A 19,035-nucleotide genomic window follows, 5' to 3' on the forward strand; every position below is an offset into this window, starting at 1 on the left:
CTGAAAACTGCTATTTCGGAGAAATTCAGTCAACGCGGACTTAACCCAAGGATAACTCACACTTAAGGTACGCCCATCCGACGAGCGGCGACATTCTATTACCACCCAAAACAAGAATTGCTTTAGTCGGCTCTAGCATACCGGCCGCTGGTAACAGAGAGCGCTACATATCATCCCGACACCCAATTGCAAACACATCAGATGTCATTTTATATAATTCAAGTGCTTCCCGATACGATGGCTGATTATCCGTGTATATTGAAAAAAACTTAGTCCCACCTGTCGTTGACAGCAGAGTACCCTCAGGCAATTTACTTTTCTTGCTCTGCAAATCATCATTTACTACAAAACGCACTTCTTCGATGTATTCTTTAATAAACACCTCGACCACTCCCAAAACCTCCCTATATACCATATCACCAAAACTCAGAACCTCCTCAGGTGTAGGTATATGCCCCTGATGGATTATTTTATTCCTAGTCGTCGATATATCCTGATTCAACTTGTAAGTCTTTTTAAAAACAATCAAGTATAAAAATAAAAAAGCCCCAACCTGTCTTTCGGACTGTTTAGACACCTGCTTAAATGCTTCATCAGTTTGCTTACGAGTTATACCATGACTCTTACACAAGACTAAAATTGCGAATTCAAAGAAGCGCTCATATGCAGCAGAAATACTAGATGCTGCCTCCAACGTAAAGCCTGCCAAAATTGCATTCGCAGATGACTCAAGCAGTATTTCAAACTTTTGACTATTAAACAGCACAACGGATTTATGACCGGCCTTACAAGTGGTATAAGTCACTTCACTTTCGTAATACTCAACCTCCATCAAACTTCTGAGCGGATTGCCACCAAACAACTGACACTCATGACACATAGCATGAACTTTCACAACATCACCTCTCAACTGAATCATTGCGACAACATACTACGAACCAGACATATTCTACACGCAAAACCAACAAAACAAACAGCAAAAGTCAAGCACTTAACATTTACCCCCAATATTAAGCATCATCAAACCATATAAGCATCAGCTCACAATACGTTTACAACGTATTGCCAATCTCTCTTGAACTATTTTGTGCAGTCTCTGCACAAAATTTCGATACGTCCGATCAGACGATGCTTGCAAGCCCATCAATCGCATCTGATCGTCGATCGTAAGCTTTGGCTCCGGCAAATACCGTAGGCTCGCTAGCTTCGCCAACTTTTGGCCCCTCGCGCCCTGATGTTGCAGCCACGCCAACACCGCTTCTACCTCGCTTGCCATATGGTCCGGTCCAACCCCACACCCATTCAATAAGTCTCGAGGGCCTGGTGTACCGCGAGGCATTAACCCACCGAAGCGTATCAACGTGCCCAACGGACTGCCAAGACTGCGTTCCGCATTGCAGCGTCGAGTCTGTTCTCCCCAATGGCGCATCAGGGTTTCGATTTCAGGAATCATCGTCTTCACCTCACTCATTGATCTGGTGACATTGGTGACGCTAAAACGCCTTTAAATTCAAAGCTGTCGCCAATGTCACTAGTGTCACCAATTAAAAAGTAATTACACGGTACGCAGCCGGTGACGGGGGCGTACCGTGTATTGCACGCACGAATCGGTAGTGACACCGGTGACATTGGTGACACCGTTGATCTGCAACGTTTTTTGAAAGCGTCGGCTGGTGACAAGGCCGGTGACACTGGTGACATCTACGCAACTCGTTCCTCCGCCTGCGGCCGGACATAGGGGCGAATCCGCTCCAAGGTTCCGGCGACGCGTTTTTGCTTTTCCTTCACCCAGCCCAACCGTCGCAGGATATCTGCCACGCGCCTCTGCTCCAGTTTGTTCATCCTCGCCAGGTCCATTTGCAGGGCGTGTTTGAGCAGGCCCATGACCGTCACTTCAGTGATCGGCCCAAACAACCCGTCGGGGTAATGCAGTTGAGGTGCATGCCCTTCCAAGTATTTGATAATTGGCTCCTCCCACGGATCTTCCACATAGCGGGAATCCTGCTCTTCGCGGGCCAGGTCTTGCGGGTAATCCCACCATTGGAAGCCGGTGCAGTACAGGTGCAGCGCCTCAGCCCAAAGCTGGTCACGCCATTGCCGGATATAGGCGACATCGGCCTTGCGGCACAACACCGGTAGGAATCGTCGTGCGCCAGTTGGGTCGCTGAGGTAGGCATCGGCATTGGTGGTACCCATGAAAATGCACTGCCGTGGATGGCTCCGCGCATGGCGATCATAGGGCGCACGGTATTTGTCATCGCGCCGGGTGATCGCCATTTTCACTTGGTTGATATCGGCCTTGGAGAAGCTCTGCATCTCGCCGATCTCGACCACAGAGTTGCCCTGCATGGTCACGTAAAAATCTTTGTTCGTCGGTGGCTCGCTGGTTTCCAGATACCACTCGAAGCCAAACAACTCAGCGATACAGGAGGATTTACCCTGCCCTTGCCCGCCTTCCAGTACCACCATTTCGTCGACTTTGCAGCCCGGAATGAAGATCCGCGCAATCGAGGACACAGGGATGGATTGGCCGATGTGCGCGGTGTAGGGGTTGATGTCGGCACCGAATACCGTGGGCAACAGCATCTCCAAGCGGGGCTGATCATCCCAGGGCGGTAGAGACTCGAGCCAATTGCGTACGGGGTGAAAGCGATGCTCCCAGGCAACCATCCGCACCGCCTCGTCGGCGACAGCACTGCTGCGCAGGTGCAGGCTCCACACCATCTGCAGCCACACCAGCGTCTTGCTGGCATCGACATCCTGCCACGGGCCTTTTTCACCGTCGGGCGTAGGAGGAGGCTTGAGTTTGTCGATGCGGTCGGCGAATTCGTTGTAGGCAAGGACGCCCTGCCATTCGGGTGTGTGCTTGAGGATCAAGTAAGCATTGGCGAGTTGGGACCGTAAGGCGCCCTCCTCGGTACGCCGTAGAAGCGCTCTCCAGTCATCACTTTCGACGGGGACGGCGCTCGGGCGCTTGCGCGATCTTGGAGCTTTTTCTGTAGGAGTTAGACCTAACAGCTTCGCGGCTGTTTTCACCGCCCGCGATACATCACCGTCATGCTCCAGCAAGCAATACACCGAGAAGGCATCGTTCTGGTGACCATTGGCGAGTGGGTCTGACGCGTGATGTGAATACACGCGGCCCTCAGTTACGGTAATACCGGGTAAGCCTGTGCTGCTATGGGGGCAAAGCCACTTTCGTCCATGCTTGGTGTAGCCGTGATCGGCCAGCATTGCCTCAACGTCATGGGCGCGGTTGAACTCATCGATCACCGACGGGTGCTTTCCTGGCTCAGTTTGCTTCGGTTTGCGCACAGGCGGTTTAGGTGTCGGCTTCCACGGGCAACTTGCGTCGGCATCACGCTTGAACAGCTCCCAGTTCTGCCAGGCTTTAAGTAGCTCGGGAAGCAGCACCGGAAAACCTTCAGCCGACGGTGGGTTCTTCCAGGTGTAAGGCTTGCCTGTTCCGGGATGAATGGAGGGCGGCAGCACGTCCTGAACAAGCCCGGCTCGGAGCTCGAAAACCGTGAACGCCTTGTACTTGTCCGCCAGCGTTCTCGCTGCTGCTTCAGCAGCTTGATCACCAGAAGCCTTGGCCTCTTTCGCCATCGCGATGGCGCTTTTGAATTTCGAACTATCAGGATCACTTTCACGTGGCCACGCTAACGCGTGTCGGCTGAGTTCCACTTCGTCCGGCACACGAAACAGAATCCTCATACGTGCAGGGTTACCAATTACGCACGGGAAGGCGTTCGCCATCTCATCCAGATCAAGGCCCAACTGATCGAACAAAACTTGCCGCGTCCACTGCACATCATCCACGTCCAACGAACACAGACAGCTCGGCCCCAGAACCACGCCCATGTTATGTTTTGGATGGTCACGCCAGAAGGCCGCAGCCTGCTCGGCGTCGGTGAGATAGCCACCCGGCTGATTCCAGGCATTGCCCTTGGGCGCTTTCTGACGGGGTTCAATGGGGACGAGCGCCAGGTTGAACAGTTCAACGTAGCGCTTTGCCCAGTCAGAGGATGTTGGCCGTTGCATCGCGCAACCCTACGCAGCCGTAGCTTTTCTACGGCCGCCGACAGGCCGAATCTCGTAGGCCGAGTAACGGCCCTGCTCATCGACCTGAATGCGGATATCACGACCCGAGCTCAGCATCTGTGACACTGCGCTTTGCGAAACACCCAGCAGTTTTCCGAGTTCCGGCTGGGTGCGACCGTGAGCAAAATCCTTCAGCGAAATACCAATATCATCGTCCATTCCTTGATACCTCGAATGGTTTTGGACTATGGATATTAGTAATCCTTCTTTTGCATCTCAACCGCCAAGATGTAAAAGTATGCTGAAATAAGCCGCCCTTATATTTTCAGCCTATGTCAGATCAGCCACCGCATATCCTTGAAGAAGCTGCACGCTTGCTGGCGATTTACAAGGATCGCAAGGATCTCTATCCAGCTCTGACTCAGAAAAAACTTGGGGAAGAATGTCGCTGGAAAGGGCAAAGCATCGTCAGCCAGTACATGACAGGGAAGATTCCTTTAAACATGCCTGCGCTGCTGAAATTCGCCACCCTGTTGGAGTTTCAGCCCACCGACGTTAGCACCCGTCTCTTCTCCGACTTCCCAATTGAAGGTTTCAACGTTGGCTCCCAGCCGACTACCATTGGCACCTCTTTCCTTCGTGCCCTGGGTGAAACCAACGTGAGCTCACCCCCACCTTCCGGCTTGAACAACAAGATTCCAATGGCTCCTGGCGACATCGAAGTCGACCTCTATCACGAGGTTGAACGCCCCGACGGCAAGGGCACGAAGGTGAAATTAGGTGGCGGAAGGACAATGCCGTGCAGTCGTAGGGACTTGTATCTCAAGAACATCAAGCCTGAAGTGGTTGCAGGTGTTTTAGTCGAAGGAAGCAGCATGGACCCCGTGCTACCCGAGGGTAGCCGCGTTGCCATTGATACCTCGGTAACGCAGATCCAGGACGGGAAGATGTACCTCCTCGATTACAAAGGCCAACTCCGACTATACCTGCTCTACAAACTGCCAGAAAACGGATTGCGACTGCGCAGTTACAACAGCGATGAGTATCCTGAGGAAAATCGAGACGGTGATTTTGTTTCGAAAAATATCCAAATTCTCGGCAAAGTGTTTTGGTATTCAGCGTTGATTTAAAGCCTCCCTCAGAATTCCCTGTCAGCTGTATCCGCATCACTCCATCACCACTTATACACCCCGCTCAGAAAGTGCAGTTGACACAAAAAATTAGTGATCCTAATTTTTAATCGTCATCACTTCGCTGCATGAGGTGTAGCGACCATGAAAGTCAGAAAACTAAATGCACAGCCGGTATACCTCCATCCCGCCGTCTCGCAACGAGCCGAGATTGAGGCCCTTCAAAAGCGTATAGGCCAATTGCTGATCATCATCGGTCAGCGCTCAAGTGCGCCAAAACCACCCGAGCCCATCGCCTATCACGATGACACCAATCCATGGGTGGCGACGCCGCCTGAACCATCGCACGTCAACGCCCAGGAACGCGATGACGGGAGGTAACTACATGAACTCAACCCTCGACCAACTCCGCCGTGAATGGAGCACACCCTGCCCCACGCTGTCGGCTGTGCGTCAGCGATACTTTCCGCACATCAAGACAGACAGATACATGCTCCACGAAATCAACGCGGGTCATATCCCGATCAGATACACGCGGTTGCATGGCTCGATCAGGTCTGCACCGGTGATCTATCTGCATGACCTCGCTGACTATCTGGATGCCATGGGCACATCGATAGAACGCCCGTCGCCAACCCTGACTACATGAGGAGAGCGAAATGACTCACTCACAGACTAAATCCGAAGCTGTCGCCACCAGCGCACAGAGTGATCTCGTGCAACTGCTGCCGCCCGAGCAAATCCACGAGCGCTTCCTGAGCCATCTGCGCTGGCGTATCAACGAAGTGCGCCTGGGCGACAAGAAAATGCGTCAGGTCAATTACTGGATCGTCTACGGGCAGATTGAGATGGGCCTTATGGCACGCTGGATCAGCATCGACGAAACAGAAGGCCTCTACGAAGAGTTGAGCGACGCGAGCTACGCCAGTCGCACGGCGGGCCATGGCCCGGAGGCTAAGGAGGCGGCAGCATGAGCACCGCCGAGAAATTGGAGATCAGCGTTACACCCGGAACCTGGTTTCGCCAAGACCTGCTCTTCCCCGTTTTTGGCCTGAGCACCGAAGCGGTCCGAAAGTACCGCTCGAGGGGTATTTGGCTGGAAGGCAAACATTGGCGATGGGACCCTGCCCACGTAATCGTCTACAACCGAGACGAAATCGAAAAGTGGATGGCAGGCCAGCCGTGAGCGGGAGAATGCCAACGGGTGTGGAGCTGAACGGCAAACAGCTCCGCATCTGCTTCATGCTCCACGGCCAACGCTGTCGAGAGCCTCTGGAAGGCGTTGTAACAGTCAACAAGGCCTCTATCGCCTACGCGGACAACAAGCGGCGGGCGATCCTTACAGAGATCAAGGAGAACCGCTTTGACTACGCCGCACACTTCCCAAACTCCTCGAGGGCAAAGACGCTTCCGGGGAGTGCCGGGCATTCAGCCAAGCGAACCGTCAAAGAAGGCATAGACCGGTGGCTGGAGGTGCAGCGCGCACTCAAGGCTGCCAGCACGGTGATCAACTACGAGAGCAAGGCGGTGCATGTCGAGAACAAGTTCGGGAAGTCCCGGATCGTCGACGTCAGCAAGAGCGACATCGAGCTGTTCCAGGCTCAGCTATTGAAGCAAAAGCTGGCGCCGAAAACGGTGAACGACATTTTTACCGTGGTGCGCGGGGTTTGGGCTGATGCGTTTGGTGATGGGATTCTGAAAACCAATCCGCTGGAGAGGATCAGCAACGTCAGTACGGACGCCGATGAGGAGCATGCTGATCCTTTCAGCCGGGAAGAAATCGAGCGGATTGGTGCGGCAGACACAGAGCGAATGGCCGATGCCAGAATGATCGTGTTCAACTGCTGGACGGGACTTTCGCTGTCCGGGCTGATTGCGCTTGCCGTTGAAGATGTGGATCTGAAGGCTGGCACTGTTCATGTTCGACGCGCATTGGTGGTTGGGCAGTTCAAGGTGCCCAAGGAACGCTCCAGGGTGCGGGTGGTGGAGCTGATTGATCCCGCTCTGGAATTGATGCGGGAGATCCTGGCAGCGGCCAGCGATGAGCCGTACGTCGATATCAACGTCACACAGCGGGACAACATCACGACAAAGCCTGCGAGGGTCAGGTTTCTTTTCCGGAGTTCTGCCAGCGGGCTGCTTTGGAACGGCAAGATTTTGAGTAAGTGGTTTACTGCTCATTTGAAGAAAGCTGAGGTCAGGCATCGCGGGGCCAACCAATGCCGGCATACGTTTGCCAGTCAGATGCTGTCGAGCTATGTACCAGTCGAGTGGGTAGCTCGGCAACTTGGCCACGCGGATACGACTATGGTGAGAAAGCACTATGGCAGGTGGATACCGATAGATACTAAGAGCATGGCGGGGATTGTCTCGAAAATGCTCGGATTCAGAAGCTAAAGAAAATTTTTCAATTTTCTCACCTCAAGACACGTCCCGACTAATTTATGCTTGGTAGAAACCTACTTGTCAGGCGCTCCCTCCTGGACAGGGACCAAGTCAAGGTACTCATACCGAGGTTCAGTACGAAGTCCTTCCAAGGGAGCAGTTTTCACCAACCTAGAGTTTACTTGATCATAACTCATGTTCCCAACCAGGCATGCGTCAGCAAGCCTAGGGTTATGAGAGTGAAGTGCGCCGTAATTACTTCTCACCCAAGAAAGCATGGCCAGATGAAGAGCCCGGCTACTTTTACTGTAATCACCCTTCACTGGGACTAAACCCATAACATTTAAACAAAGAGCAAGAATTTTAGCGCCCCTGAAATTTGGAAATCCATTCATCTCCAAAACCTCATTATACAAAAGACGGCGCACCTTAAATTTAATCACTTTCCCAACGCGGGTGGCCAGTTTATGATTATTAAAAAACTTACTCCACACTGAATTATGCTGAACGACCCAGCACTCCCAATTTGGCGACGTGACATTAGATGCAGCGCAAATAACCTCTAAAATCATATCAGCCAAGTGATCATAAAAAGTTTTTTCAAAAATACCGTTCTCAGGACGATTACGCCTTATCAGATCGTCCGACACACCTTTTGTATCAAGAACCTCAACAGCTTTACTTATAAACTCAATCGTAACGCGTAAGCGCGCAAGCACATCTTTATCCCACGCAGAGCTAAGCACGCCGTTAAGCGTGTAGAGATCCGATGCAGCACTTTCGATGTAACCCTTCGCTCGGTATAAAGCAAAAGGATGCCGCCAGAAATGATTTGAGACGTAATCGCTCAAAGTCATCAACACAATACGACTGTACCCCTCCCACTGACTAGCATCCCAATCTTGCTGGGGCATTATATCTGGATCCAGTAGGGTCCCGATGACTTCAACCATTTTGTAATTCGAGAACATAGCTTGAGTAAGCGGCTTATGATAACCAATCAAGCCAGAATCATAGCTTCCAGCCTCGTGAAATATAAAAGACTCTTTGTTGCTAAGAGCCTGATTAAGAATATTTTTTGAAAAAATCTCGACATGCACACACTTATCCGCGTCCTGCATTTCTTGAAAAATACCTAGCGCAGTTGCTGGTGACGACTCCACAATCACACGACAGAACCTTTTATCTGCAATCAACATTAGTAAATCGTTGGCATAGGACTCCACATCAGAAACTTTTCTTTGCTTCTCATCGCCCGGCCCATACGGGGATTTTTTCTCAGTTGCGTGATGAACAAGCGCTCTGGACGAATATGAAAGCTCATCGGCGATCACTGCTAACTCTTCAGCAGATCCTTTGAGAATGAAGTGGTAAAGACTTCGAGCAAACTGCTTAGCATTCCTTTTGCTGTAAATGGGAGGCCTGATAAATGCGAACCATGCCCACATTAGGAAAGTGAGCAAAAAAAATCCTGCAAGAAGGGCTTGCCACGATGCAGGGCTTAAAAGATTTCCTGCAGGTACAAACCACTGCTCGGCACGCCATAAATCAGTGAGCAGCGTAAGCACACCAACGGTAGCAACCACAAAGAAGGTAAAGCCCCTAAGAGGGATAGGTGCCGTTTGAACTCGAAAACGATAGCGCACGTCTCCGATTGTCCAGGCGAGCACCATGAGCGCTAGGCCTGCCAGAAATTCTGAAAACCCGAATAGCTTTGGCGCATTAGCATCCAAAGGAAAAAAGCATACGCCCATATAGCATCGTTCTGACAACACAGCACTTCCTCCGTTGAAATGCCTGCCATACACAGGCAATACCTATTTGCCCTAAATTTGCCCTAAACCAAACCCCAACAACGAAAAAGCCCCTGAAATGTTCAACCATTTCAGGGGCTTAGCCGTATTCAATAATGGCGGAGAGATAGGGATTCGAACCCTAGGTACCGGTGAAGGTACAACGGATTTCGAATCCGTCCCATTCGGCCACTCTGGCATCTCTCCAACGGCGCGCATCATAACAGCGTGGATCAGGAAAGCAAAGCGCCGAAGCGAATTTTTTCCGTGCTATCAGATGCTTGCGTCGATTACAGCGGTACGCCGAGACGATTGGCGACTTCTTCGTAGGCTTCGATAACGTCACCGAGGCCCTGGCGGAAGCGGTCTTTGTCCATCTTCTTCTTGGTGTCTTTGTCCCACAGGCGGCAGCCGTCCGGGCTGAATTCGTCACCCAGGACGATGGAGCCGTCGTGGAACACGCCGAATTCGAGCTTGAAGTCCACCAGCAGCAGGCCTGCGTCGTCGAACAGTTTGCTCAGCACGTCGTTGACCTTGAGGGACAACTCCTTCATGCGCGCCAGTTGCTCAGCGGTGCCCCAGCCGAATGCCACGACGTGGGATTCGTTGATGAACGGGTCGCCCTTGGCGTCGTCCTTCAGGAACAATTCGAAGGTGTAGGGATTGAGCTTGAGGCCCTCTTCCACGCCCAGACGCTTGACCAGGCTGCCGGCGGCGTAGTTACGCACGACGCATTCAACCGGGATCATGTCGAGCTTCTTGACCAGGCACTCGTTGTCGCCCAGCAGTTTGTCGAATTGGGTCGGAATGCCGGCCGCTTCGAGCTTCTGCATGATGAAGGCGTTGAACTTGTTGTTCACCATGCCTTTGCGATCAAGTTGTTCGATGCGCTTGCCGTCGAACGCCGAGGTGTCGTTGCGAAACAGCAGGATCAGGCGGTTGGCGTCGTCGGTCTTGTACACCGACTTGGCTTTGCCGCGGTAGAGTTCTTCACGTTTTTCCATGATGGGCTCCGCTTGCTAAATGGTGGGCTAGGCGATGTGTCGCCAGTCGAGCCCTGAATCTTGATCGGCCAGTTGCAGCCAGTCCGGGTCGCACCCGAGGGTGTCGACAAAACATTGCCGGGCCAGCTGCGGCAGGTTGTTCTTGCTGCTCAGGTGGGCCAGGACCAAGTGTTGCAAGTCTTGCCAGCCCAACTCATACACCAGGTACGCCGCCTGGTGGTTGTTCAAGTGTCCCAGTTCGCCACCCACCCGCTGCTTGAGAAAGTAAGGGTAATGACCGCGAGCCAGCAGGTCTCGGCAGTGGTTGGACTCGATCATCAAGGCATCGAGGTTCCGGTAACCGTCCAGCACCTTGGCGCAGTAGGAGCCCAGGTCGGTGAGCACGCCGAAGCGCCGCTCACCGTCACTGAAGACATACTGCGTCGGTTCCTGGGCGTCGTGCGCCACGGCAATCACATCGATGCTCAAGGCACCGATTTGCAGCTGCTCGCCACCGGCCAGGAAACCTGCGGGTTCAATGGGTTTGCGCATCCCGCGCAAGGTACCGCGACTGAGGTACACCGGAAGATTGTAGCGCCGAGACAGCAAACCCACGCCATGCACGTGGTCGGCATGTTCGTGGGTCACCAGAATCGCGCTCAGCTGCGCGGGGTGAACCCCCAGGCGCAACAGGCGACGCTCGGTTTCTTTTAACGAGAAACCACAATCCGCCAGCACGTACGTGTCGTCGTGGGCGACCAGCGTACCGTTCCCTTGGCTACCGCTGCCGAGAACGGCAAAACGCACCGGATCAGCCCAGGTTGTCTTGAATCACGCCCAACACTTTGCGCGCTGTTTCAGCGGGCGCAACGGTATTGATGTTCTTCTCGACGGTAACCTGCACGCTTTCGCCAACCTTGCTCAAACGAACCTGGTAACGCTCGGCGCGAGTCTCGATTTCTTCCTTGGTCGGCTTACTGCCGAACAGCTTGCCGAAGAAACCGGGCTCTTCATCTTTACGCTCGGCCTTTTCAGCCACGTTGATGTAGTACAGGCCGAGGCTGCGGTTGATGTCTTCTACGCGCCAAGGGCCCTGCTCCAACGCGCGGCCGACACTGGCCCAGGCGCGATCGAGGTCTTCACCCAGGTTCAGCACCACGTTGCCGCTGCCGTCTTCGGTAAGGCTGACACGGCTCGGGGTGTCGTAATCACGGGCGGCGAGCAGGGACACGGAGCCGCCCTTCTCGGAGATACGGCTCATGCTGGCCAGCATTTCGTCGACCAGTGCCGAGTCGACGCCGGTGTTGACCGAGCGGTTGGTGAAATCAACGTTGGCGGTGCTGCCGGCAGGACGCTCGGCGCTGACCACGTAGACTTCACTGGTATTACGCTGCACGCCTGGCTCGATGCGCACACGCACACGGGCTTCGCTGTCGGCAGCTACACCACCGGCCTGCAGGCGCTTGGCCATGGTGGCGGACAATTCGCTGCCCTGCTGCCATGCCGTGGTGAATTCACCGGTCTGCGGGCGCTGCTCGTCGATACGGAAACCGTTGTCCTGGAAGAACTGCACCGCCACTGGCCAGACTTCGGCAGGTGGACGCTGGGCCACGATCCAGCGGGAGTCGCCGCTCTTCTGCAGGCTGTAGTCGCTGGCATCCGCCACGGCCGAGATCGGCTGTGGACGTGGCACCACGTATTCACCTTTGGTGGTGTCGTCGGCGACGTTGCGCGGGATCGGCAGCAACGGGTCAAGGCGCTTGGCGACGTTGACGCCCGGCGGCAATTCCATCGGTTTGGTGGGTTGTGCTTCCAGGTAATCGCTGCCGCGGTCACGGAAGTAGCCTTCCGGGCCCCAGATCCAACCGCAGCCACTGGTGCTGGAGATAATCAAGGCAAGTGCGGAAAGTCCGGCCAATCGCTTCATGCGTAGTGCTTCCTCAATTAAACCAGGACGCCGGACTGGCGCAGGGCCTGTCGCAGCGGTTCGTGACAGGCTTCGCTGAGACGGGTGAGCGGCAGACGGATACCGTCCGGCATCATGCCCATTTCAGTCAGCGCCCACTTCACGGGAATAGGGTTGGATTCGATAAACAGTGTCTTGTTGAGCGGCATCAGCTTCTCGTGGATCGCGCGGGCGGTCACGGCGTCGCCAGCAATGGCGGCGGCGCACATGTCGCTCATGGCACGCGGGGCCACGTTGGCGGTCACGGAGATATTGCCTTTACCGCCCAACAGGATCAGCTCGACCGCGGTGGCGTCGTCACCGGAATACACCAGGAAATCGCTGCTCACGCCGGCCAAGATGTCCTTGGCGCGCTGCAGGTCGCCGGTGGCTTCCTTGATACCGATGATGTTCGGCACGGTGGACAGGCGGATCACGGTCTCGGCCTTCATGTCGCACGCGGTACGACCCGGCACGTTATAGAGGATCTGCGGGATAGCGACCGCTTCGGCAATGGCGCGGAAGTGCTGGTACAAGCCTTCCTGGGTCGGCTTGTTGTAGTACGGGGTCACCAGCAGGCAGGCATCGGCACCCGCCTTCTTGGCGTTTTTGGTCAGCTCGATCGCTTCACGCGTCGAGTTGGCGCCCGTACCAGCGATCACGGCGATACGGCCCGCGACACGCTTGACCACGAATTCGATCACCTGGATGTGTTCTTCCACATCAAGGGTGGCCGATTCACCGGTGGTGCCGACCGCCACGATGGCGTTGGTGCCTTCTTGCAGGTGGAAGTCCACCAGTTTGCCCAGGCTGTCCCAGTCGAGACGACCTTGTGCATCCATGGGTGTGACCAGTGCCACCATACTGCCCGCAATCATGCAACCGCTCCTGCCGGAAAAAGAGAGCCGTAATGGTACTGGCGCCAAGATGCTTGTACAAGCGAAGTACCGCGTGAGGATGCGTTCTGGCGCAACTAAACGACGGGCAATGCCATCATTGGACAAAAGCATGCTCTGACGCACGATGAAATCAGACCGATCACGTAATGAAAACGCCACCTCCTATCCCTTGGCGGCGGTTTTCGCTACCCTTCATCCTTTGATCGATACAGCCCTCACGGTATCGACCGCTCATCGTTTTAGGAAGGCTGCATGTCCACCCCCACAGTTCGCGAACAATTCCTTGTTATCAGTGCCCTCGGCGCCAACCCCATGGAGCTGACCAACGTCCTGTGCCGCGCCAGCCATGAAAACCGCTGCGCCGTCGTGACCTCCCGCCTGACCCGCCATGGCGAGTGCAGCGCGCTGGTCTTGCAGATCTCCGGCACATGGGATGCCCTGGCGCGCCTGGAGACGGGCCTGCCGGGCCTGGCCAAGAAGCATGATTTCACCGTCAATGTGGTACGCAGTGCTGCCCTGGAGAATCGTCCCCAGGCCCTGCCTTATGTCGCCTATGTCAGTTCCGCCTATCGCTCGGACATCGTCAACGAGCTGTGCCAGTTCTTCATCGACCACAACGTCGAACTGGAGAACCTGACCTGCGACACCTACCTGGCCCCGCAAACCGGCGGCACCATGTTGAACGCCACGTTTACCGTGACCTTGCCGGCTGGCGTGCAGATCAGTTGGCTGCGCGACCAGTTCCTGGATTTCGCCGATGCCCTGAACCTCGACGCCTTGATCGAGCCATGGCGCCCACAGAACCCAATGTAAGGAAGTTTTTCATGACGGTAGTCATCGACAAACCTGTAGCCGATTTCGAAGCCCCGGCCACCAGCGGCCAGACCTTCAGCCTCGCAGCTCTCAAGGGCAAGCAAGTGGTGATCTACTTCTATCCGAAGGACAGCACGCCGGGTTGCACCACCGAGGGCCAGGGCTTTCGCGACCAGTACGCAGCGTTCAAGGCGGCCAACACCGAAGTGTTCGGCGTGTCGCGCGACAGCGTGAAGTCCCACGAGAACTTCAAGGGCAAGCAGGAATTCCCCTTCGAGCTGATCAGCGACAAGGATGAAGCGGTTTGCCAGCTGTTTGATGTGATCAAGTTGAAGAAGCTGTACGGCAAGGAATACTTGGGTGTGGACCGCAGCACCTTTCTGATCGACAGCGAAGGTGTGCTGCGCCAGGAATGGCGCGGCGTGAAGGTGCCAGGCCATGTGGATGCCGTATTGGCGGCAGCACAGGCTTTAAACAAGGCCTGAAACGCGGGCGTTTGTAGTGAGCGGGCTTGCCCCGCGCTGGGCTGCGAAGCAGCCCCAATACAGCCGCCGCGGTCTTTCAGATAAAACGCGAATGCAGGTTTTGGGGCTGCTGCGCAGCCCGGCGCGGGGCAAGCCCGCTCACTACAGTAAGTTATTTGTGACGTTACAACAGCGGCGCTACCACCGGCTCTTGTCGTGGCCATGCATCCAGCACCGCCTTGAACAGTGTTGCCAGCGGGATCGCAAAAAACACGCCCCAGAAACCCCACAGCCCACCAAACAACAGCACTGCGCAGATGATCGCCACTGGGTGCAGGTTGACCGCCTCAGAGAACAGCAGCGGCACCAGCACGTTGCCATCCAGCGTCTGGATGATCCCGTATACCGCCATCAGGTAGATGAACTGATCGCTCCACCCCCACTGGAACAAGGCGATCAGGGTCACGGGCACGGTCACCACCACGGCGCCGACGTACGGTACCACCACTGAAATGCCGACCAGCAATGCCAGCAAGGCCGCGTAGTTCAGGTCCAGGGCGATAAACGCGATGTAGGTCACGCCCCCGCAGATGATGATCTCGATAACCTTGCCACGGATGTAGTTGGCGATCTGCCGGTTCATCTCTTCGGCCACGCGTGTGATCAGCGCGCGCTCGCGGGGCAGATAGCCACGTACCCAGCGACCGATCATGGCGCGGTCCTTGAGGAAGAAGAACACCAGGATCGGCACCAGCACCAGGTAGATCATGATGTTGACCAGCAGCGGCAGGCTGGACAAGGAAAAGGTCAGCGCCCACTGGCCGAATTTTCCGATCTCGCCACGCGCCACTTCGATGGCTTGCAACACCTGCTCGTCCGACACCAGATGCGGGTAGCGCTCCGGCAACAGCAACAACAGCGATTGCCACTTGGCGAGCATGCCCGGCAACTCATTGAACAGCGTGATCAGCTGATGCCATAACAACGGCAATACCACCACGATAAACAGCACCAACAGGCCCATGAACAAGGCAAAGACCAGCCCCACCGCAGCACCGCCCGGCAAGCGCAAGCGTTCCAGCGTGGTCACCAGGCCCTGCATCAGGTAAGCCAGCACCATCCCCGCCAATACGGGCGCCAGCATGCCGCCCAAGGTGAGCACGGCCGTAAAGGCCAGAAACAGCAGGACCGCCAGCACCACGGCCTCCTCATCGGAGAAGTAGCGCTGAATCCAGTCTCGTAACACTTTGAACATCAATCAACCTCGGGTGGTGGGGGCAAACGGTTCAGGCCTTGCGCAACCAATAGCGGTACACACCGGCGGCGTCTTCTTCATGCAGCAGGGTGTGGCCGGCCAGTTTGGCAAAGGTTCGAAAGTCGCGCTGGGAGCCAGCGTCCGTGGCGATCACCTTAAGCACTGCGCCACTGGCCAAACGATTGAGTTCCAGCTTGGCCTTGAGCAAGGGCAACGGGCAATTGAGGCCGCTGGCATCGAGTTCGGCATCAAAGGCTACAGCGTCGGTCATGTTTTTACTCCGGGCACGCGTTTGGGTTGCTTAGAATATCTGGTCCGAAGCTCAGTGTCCGGCTACAGTAAGCTCTTTGTCGAAAGGCTCTGTGCATGACTTTTTTGCGCCCTACCCTGCTGACGCTGGCTTGCCTGCTGGCCTCCCCAGGCTTCGCTGACGACCTACCGTCACTTGGCGACGCCAGTTCTGCCATTGTCTCGCCACAACAGGAATACCAGCTGGGCCGTGCGTGGCTGGCTTACCTGCGGGGCCAGGTCTCGCAGCTCAACGACCCGCAACTCAAGGACTACGTCGAGACCAGCGTGTACAAACTGGTGGAGACCAGCCAGGTCAACGACCGGCGCCTGGAGTTCATCCTCATCAACAGCCCGCAACTGAACGCCTTCGCCGCGCCTGGCGGGATTGTCGGTGTGAACGGCGGCCTGTTCCTCAACGCCCAGACCGAAGGCGAATATGCCTCGGTACTGGCTCACGAACTGGCGCACTTGTCCCAACGCCACTTCGCCCGTGGCGTTGAAGCGCAACAGCGCATGCAGATCCCGATGATGGCCGCGCTGCTCGGCGGCATCATCGCGGCAGCCGCCGGTGCCGGTGATGCCGGTATCGCCGCCATTGCCGGCACCCAGGCCGCCGCGATCCAGGAACAACGCCGGTTCTCCCGCCAGAACGAACAGGAAGCGGACCGCATCGGCATCCTCAACCTGGAAAAAGCCGGTTACGACCCGCGCTCCATGCCGACCATGTTCGAGCGCCTGATGCGCCAGTACCGCTTCGATGCCAAGCCACCGGAATTCCTGCTGACGCACCCAGTCACCGAATCGCGGATCGCCGACACCCGCAACCGTGCCGAGCAGTCCAAGCCTGGTGGCAAGGAAGACAGCCTGCGCTATCAGCTGATTCGCGCGCGGGTGCAGTTGCAATACGAAGACACCTCGGGCCTCGCCGCCAAGCGCTTCCAGGCGCAGTTGGACGAGAACCCGAAGAATGATGTGGCGCGCTACGGCCTGGCTATTGCACAAATCAAAGGCTCTCAGTTCAAGCAGGCACGGGAAAACCTGGCGGCGCTGCTGGCCAAGGCGCCCAACGACATCACTTACAACCTGGCGCAGATCCAATTGGACATCGACAACAGCCGCCTGCCGGATGCCCAGCAACGGACGGATCGGATGCTGACCCAGTATCCGGGCAACTATCCGTTGAATCAGGTGCGCGTGGATCTGCTGCTCAAGCAGAACCGCACGGCGGACGCGGAAAAGGCGTTGGACAGCTTGCTCAAGTCGCGTCCGGATGATCCGGACGTCTGGTACCAGGTCGCCGAAACACGCGGGTTGTCCGGCAACATCATCGGCCTGCATCAGGCCCGCGCCGAATACTTTGCGTTGGTGGGTGATTTCCAGCAGGCCATTCAGCAATTGGACTTTGCCAAGCGTCGGGCCGGTAACAATTTCCCACTGTCGTCGCGCATCGACGCACGCCAGCGTGAGTTGATCGAGCAGGAACGCTTGGTTAAAGGGATGATGAGCTAAACCGACCAGGCACAAAAAAGCCCCGCCCTCGTTAAACGAAGGCGGGGCTTTTTGTTTTTACCGATTTACTCAGCCAGTTTGAAGGTGATGAAGCTGGCACGCCCCTGGCGCAGCACGCGCATCGACACCGAACGGTTCTTCGGCAACGCCTTGGCGATGTCGGTGAATTGCTTGGTGTTGTCGATTGCCTGGTTGTTCAGGTGCGTAATCACGTCACCCGGCTGCAGGCCGATCAGGGAGGCAGGGCCGTCCTGCACTTCCTTGATCACGACGCCGCTCTTGAGGTCGAAGCTCTTCTTCTGCTCATCGGTCAACTCGGCCACGGCGATACCCAGGCGATTGCTGCTGCGCTCGGCACCTGGCTTGGCGTTGCCCAGTGCATCCAGCGTTGCGCCTTCTTCAGGGATGGCGCCCACCGTCAGCTCAACATTCTGGCGCTTGCCTTCGCGGATCACTTCCAGCTTGGCCTTGCTGCCAGCCTTGAGTGCGCCTACCAGATGCGGCAGGTCGGCCGACATGACGATCGGCTGGCCGTTCATGCTCAGGATCACGTCGCCGACTTGCAGGCCACCTTTGGCAGCCGGACCGTCGTCCTGGATCTGCGCGACCAGGGCACCGGCCGGTTTGTCGAGGCCAAAGGACTCAGCCAAGTCTTTGTTCACTTCCTGGATGACCACACCCAACCAACCACGACTGACCTTGCCACCGCTTTTCAGTTGATTGGAAACATCCATGGCGACGTCGATCGGGATCGCGAACGAGACGCCCATGAAACCACCGGAACGCGTGTAGATCTGCGAGTTGATGCCCACCACTTCGCCCGCCAGGTTGAACAGCGGACCACCAGAGTTACCTGGGTTGATCGGCACGTCGGTCTGGATGAACGGCACGTAGTTTTCGTTCGGCAAGCTGCGGCCGATGGCGCTGACGATGCCTTGGGTAACGGTATGGTCAAAACCGAACGGCGAACCGATGGCAACCACCCACTGGCCGGCTTTCAGGTCCTGGGATTTACCCAGTTTCAGCACAGGCAGGTCTTTGCCTTCGATTTTCAGCAAAGCCACATCGGAACGTGGATCGGTGCCGACCAGCTTGGCTTTCAGCTCACTGCGATCAGCCAGGCGCACGAGAATCTCATCGGCGTCGGCAATCACGTGATTGTTGGTGAGGATATAGCCATCCGGCGAGATGATGAAGCCCGAGCCCAGAGACTGAGCTTCACGTTGACCACCGCCGCCGCGCGGTGCGCGCTGTTGCGGCATGCCACGCTCGAAGAACTCGCGCAGCATCGGTGGCAGGCCTTCCAGGTCCGGCATCTGCTGGTTGGAGACTTTGCGATCCGGCAGTTTTTGCGTGGTACTGATATTCACAACTGCAGGCGAGGCTTGCTCAACCAATTGGGTGAAGTCAGGCAGCTCGACTGCTTGCGCAGGTAAGGCCTGACCCAGCACCAACACTGTGGCGACTATGGATAGGTAAGACTTCAAACGTGGTATCGACATACAGCTCCCGTTACGACGAGCA

General features: G+C 56.0%; 20 protein-coding genes and 1 tRNA gene. 9 read left to right on the forward strand and 12 right to left on the reverse strand.

The window, feature by feature from the left end; genetic code table 11:
- Nucleotides 1-163: 163 nt before the first annotated feature.
- From BM403_RS17020 to BM403_RS17035, 3 genes are all read right to left on the reverse strand, one after another.
- Entirely contained in the window at nt 164-895 is a 732-nt protein-coding gene (locus BM403_RS17020; RefSeq protein ID WP_139237986.1) for a hypothetical protein, read from the reverse strand.
- Between the two features lie 806 nt (nt 896-1,701).
- Nucleotides 1,702-4,044: a VapE domain-containing protein gene (locus tag BM403_RS17030; protein ID WP_093543890.1), complete on the reverse strand. Its 2,343-nt coding sequence runs from the start codon at nt 4,042-4,044 to the stop codon at nt 1,702-1,704.
- Between the two features lie 9 nt (nt 4,045-4,053).
- A complete protein-coding gene (locus tag BM403_RS17035; RefSeq protein ID WP_093543892.1) occupies nt 4,054-4,263 on the reverse strand; it encodes a Cro/CI family transcriptional regulator in 210 nt (69 codons plus the stop codon).
- A 155-nt stretch (nt 4,264-4,418) separates the two neighbouring features.
- On the opposite strand from BM403_RS17035, the gene BM403_RS17040 reads away from it, so the two are divergent.
- The 6 genes from BM403_RS17040 to BM403_RS17060 all read left to right on the forward strand — a co-directional run bounded on the left by BM403_RS17040 (nt 4,419) and on the right by BM403_RS17060 (nt 7,571).
- Nucleotides 4,419-5,174 carry a S24 family peptidase gene (locus tag BM403_RS17040; RefSeq protein ID WP_093543894.1) on the forward strand — a complete coding sequence of 252 codons (756 nt, stop codon included), beginning with the start codon at nt 4,419-4,421 and terminating at the stop codon, nt 5,172-5,174.
- A gap of 144 nt (nt 5,175-5,318) precedes the next feature.
- Nucleotides 5,319-5,555, forward strand: coding sequence for a hypothetical protein (locus tag BM403_RS31585; protein ID WP_139237988.1), 237 nt, complete (start codon nt 5,319-5,321; stop codon nt 5,553-5,555).
- A 4-nt stretch (nt 5,556-5,559) separates the two neighbouring features.
- Entirely contained in the window at nt 5,560-5,823 is a 264-nt protein-coding gene (locus BM403_RS17045) for a pyocin activator PrtN family protein (protein ID WP_065886457.1), read from the forward strand.
- 10 nt (nt 5,824-5,833) lie between these two features.
- A complete protein-coding gene (locus BM403_RS17050) occupies nt 5,834-6,148 on the forward strand; it encodes a hypothetical protein (protein ID WP_093543896.1) in 315 nt (104 codons plus the stop codon).
- On the forward strand, nt 6,145-6,360 hold the full coding sequence (xisR, locus tag BM403_RS17055) for an excisionase family protein (protein ID WP_093543899.1): 216 nt from the start codon (nt 6,145-6,147) through the stop codon (nt 6,358-6,360). The genes BM403_RS17050 and xisR overlap by 4 nt, the downstream gene beginning before the upstream one ends.
- Nucleotides 6,357-7,571, forward strand: coding sequence for an Arm DNA-binding domain-containing protein (locus BM403_RS17060; RefSeq protein ID WP_093543901.1), 1,215 nt, complete (start codon nt 6,357-6,359; stop codon nt 7,569-7,571). The genes xisR and BM403_RS17060 overlap by 4 nt, the downstream gene beginning before the upstream one ends.
- Before the next feature lie 62 nt (nt 7,572-7,633).
- On the opposite strand, the gene BM403_RS17065 is transcribed toward BM403_RS17060, so the two are convergent.
- The 6 genes from BM403_RS17065 to dapA all read right to left on the reverse strand — a co-directional run bounded on the left by BM403_RS17065 (nt 7,634) and on the right by dapA (nt 13,158).
- The gene (locus BM403_RS17065) at nt 7,634-9,334 is read right to left on the reverse strand and encodes a hypothetical protein (RefSeq protein WP_175538083.1); all 1,701 of its coding nucleotides are present in this window, start codon (nt 9,332-9,334) and stop codon (nt 7,634-7,636) included.
- A 135-nt stretch (nt 9,335-9,469) separates the two neighbouring features.
- Nucleotides 9,470-9,559: transfer RNA gene (locus BM403_RS17070), tRNA-Ser, on the reverse strand.
- Nucleotides 9,560-9,642: 83 nt separating this feature from the next.
- Entirely contained in the window at nt 9,643-10,356 is a 714-nt protein-coding gene (purC, locus tag BM403_RS17075) for a phosphoribosylaminoimidazolesuccinocarboxamide synthase (protein ID WP_010212191.1), read from the reverse strand.
- A 27-nt stretch (nt 10,357-10,383) separates the two neighbouring features.
- Complete coding sequence (locus BM403_RS17080; protein WP_093543903.1) at nt 10,384-11,142, reverse strand: MBL fold metallo-hydrolase; 759 nt, start codon at nt 11,140-11,142, stop codon at nt 10,384-10,386.
- A 4-nt stretch (nt 11,143-11,146) separates the two neighbouring features.
- The gene (gene bamC / locus BM403_RS17085; protein ID WP_012722775.1) at nt 11,147-12,262 is read right to left on the reverse strand and encodes an outer membrane protein assembly factor BamC; all 1,116 of its coding nucleotides are present in this window, start codon (nt 12,260-12,262) and stop codon (nt 11,147-11,149) included.
- A gap of 17 nt (nt 12,263-12,279) precedes the next feature.
- On the reverse strand, nt 12,280-13,158 hold the full coding sequence (dapA, locus tag BM403_RS17090; protein ID WP_012722774.1) for a 4-hydroxy-tetrahydrodipicolinate synthase: 879 nt from the start codon (nt 13,156-13,158) through the stop codon (nt 12,280-12,282).
- 273 nt (nt 13,159-13,431) lie between these two features.
- On the opposite strand from dapA, the gene BM403_RS17095 reads away from it, so the two are divergent.
- Both BM403_RS17095 and BM403_RS17100 read left to right on the forward strand, forming a co-directional pair.
- Nucleotides 13,432-13,992 (forward strand): glycine cleavage system transcriptional repressor, encoded by a 561-nt coding sequence (locus BM403_RS17095; protein WP_012722773.1) that lies wholly within the window; start codon nt 13,432-13,434, stop codon nt 13,990-13,992.
- Between the two features lie 11 nt (nt 13,993-14,003).
- On the forward strand, nt 14,004-14,477 hold the full coding sequence (locus tag BM403_RS17100) for a peroxiredoxin (RefSeq protein ID WP_046034529.1): 474 nt from the start codon (nt 14,004-14,006) through the stop codon (nt 14,475-14,477).
- Nucleotides 14,478-14,640: 163 nt separating this feature from the next.
- On the opposite strand, the gene BM403_RS17105 is transcribed toward BM403_RS17100, so the two are convergent.
- Together BM403_RS17105 and BM403_RS17110 are read right to left on the reverse strand one after the other, a co-directional pair.
- Nucleotides 14,641-15,711 (reverse strand): AI-2E family transporter, encoded by a 1,071-nt coding sequence (locus BM403_RS17105; protein WP_012722771.1) that lies wholly within the window; start codon nt 15,709-15,711, stop codon nt 14,641-14,643.
- A 31-nt stretch (nt 15,712-15,742) separates the two neighbouring features.
- Nucleotides 15,743-15,982 carry a sulfurtransferase TusA family protein gene (locus tag BM403_RS17110; protein WP_010212198.1) on the reverse strand — a complete coding sequence of 80 codons (240 nt, stop codon included), beginning with the start codon at nt 15,980-15,982 and terminating at the stop codon, nt 15,743-15,745.
- Nucleotides 15,983-16,077: 95 nt separating this feature from the next.
- On the opposite strand from BM403_RS17110, the gene BM403_RS17115 reads away from it, so the two are divergent.
- Nucleotides 16,078-17,511: a M48 family metalloprotease gene (locus BM403_RS17115; RefSeq protein ID WP_012722770.1), complete on the forward strand. Its 1,434-nt coding sequence runs from the start codon at nt 16,078-16,080 to the stop codon at nt 17,509-17,511.
- A gap of 65 nt (nt 17,512-17,576) precedes the next feature.
- Here the strand turns inward: BM403_RS17115 and BM403_RS17120 are convergent, their stop codons facing one another.
- On the reverse strand, nt 17,577-19,013 hold the full coding sequence (locus BM403_RS17120; protein ID WP_046034528.1) for a DegQ family serine endoprotease: 1,437 nt from the start codon (nt 19,011-19,013) through the stop codon (nt 17,577-17,579).
- Nucleotides 19,014-19,035: the final 22 nt, after the last annotated feature.

It is taken from the genome of Pseudomonas sp. OV546, from assembly GCF_900116845.1.
Lineage (GTDB): Bacteria > Pseudomonadota > Gammaproteobacteria > Pseudomonadales > Pseudomonadaceae > Aquipseudomonas > Aquipseudomonas petroselini.

What these genes read in the sequence shown, in the direction of transcription:
- xisR (WP_093543899.1), top strand. Translation starts at nt 6,145, where the DNA reads ATGAGCACCGCCGAGAAATTGGAGATCAGCGTTACACCCGGAACCTGG.
- purC (WP_010212191.1), bottom strand. Translation starts at nt 10,356, where the DNA reads ATGGAAAAACGTGAAGAACTCTACCGCGGCAAAGCCAAGTCGGTGTAC.
- BM403_RS17115 (WP_012722770.1), top strand. Translation starts at nt 16,078, where the DNA reads ATGACTTTTTTGCGCCCTACCCTGCTGACGCTGGCTTGCCTGCTGGCC.
- BM403_RS17030 (WP_093543890.1), bottom strand. Translation starts at nt 4,044, where the DNA reads ATGCAACGGCCAACATCCTCTGACTGGGCAAAGCGCTACGTTGAACTG.
- BM403_RS17095 (WP_012722773.1), top strand. Translation starts at nt 13,432, where the DNA reads ATGTCCACCCCCACAGTTCGCGAACAATTCCTTGTTATCAGTGCCCTC.
- BM403_RS17050 (WP_093543896.1), top strand. Translation starts at nt 5,834, where the DNA reads ATGACTCACTCACAGACTAAATCCGAAGCTGTCGCCACCAGCGCACAG.
- BM403_RS17035 (WP_093543892.1), bottom strand. Translation starts at nt 4,263, where the DNA reads ATGGACGATGATATTGGTATTTCGCTGAAGGATTTTGCTCACGGTCGC.
- bamC (WP_012722775.1), bottom strand. Translation starts at nt 12,262, where the DNA reads ATGAAGCGATTGGCCGGACTTTCCGCACTTGCCTTGATTATCTCCAGC.
- BM403_RS31585 (WP_139237988.1), top strand. Translation starts at nt 5,319, where the DNA reads ATGAAAGTCAGAAAACTAAATGCACAGCCGGTATACCTCCATCCCGCC.
- BM403_RS17120 (WP_046034528.1), bottom strand. Translation starts at nt 19,013, where the DNA reads ATGTCGATACCACGTTTGAAGTCTTACCTATCCATAGTCGCCACAGTG.
- dapA (WP_012722774.1), bottom strand. Translation starts at nt 13,158, where the DNA reads ATGATTGCGGGCAGTATGGTGGCACTGGTCACACCCATGGATGCACAA.
- BM403_RS17100 (WP_046034529.1), top strand. Translation starts at nt 14,004, where the DNA reads ATGACGGTAGTCATCGACAAACCTGTAGCCGATTTCGAAGCCCCGGCC.
- BM403_RS17110 (WP_010212198.1), bottom strand. Translation starts at nt 15,982, where the DNA reads ATGACCGACGCTGTAGCCTTTGATGCCGAACTCGATGCCAGCGGCCTC.
- BM403_RS17045 (WP_065886457.1), top strand. Translation starts at nt 5,560, where the DNA reads ATGAACTCAACCCTCGACCAACTCCGCCGTGAATGGAGCACACCCTGC.
- BM403_RS17105 (WP_012722771.1), bottom strand. Translation starts at nt 15,711, where the DNA reads ATGTTCAAAGTGTTACGAGACTGGATTCAGCGCTACTTCTCCGATGAG.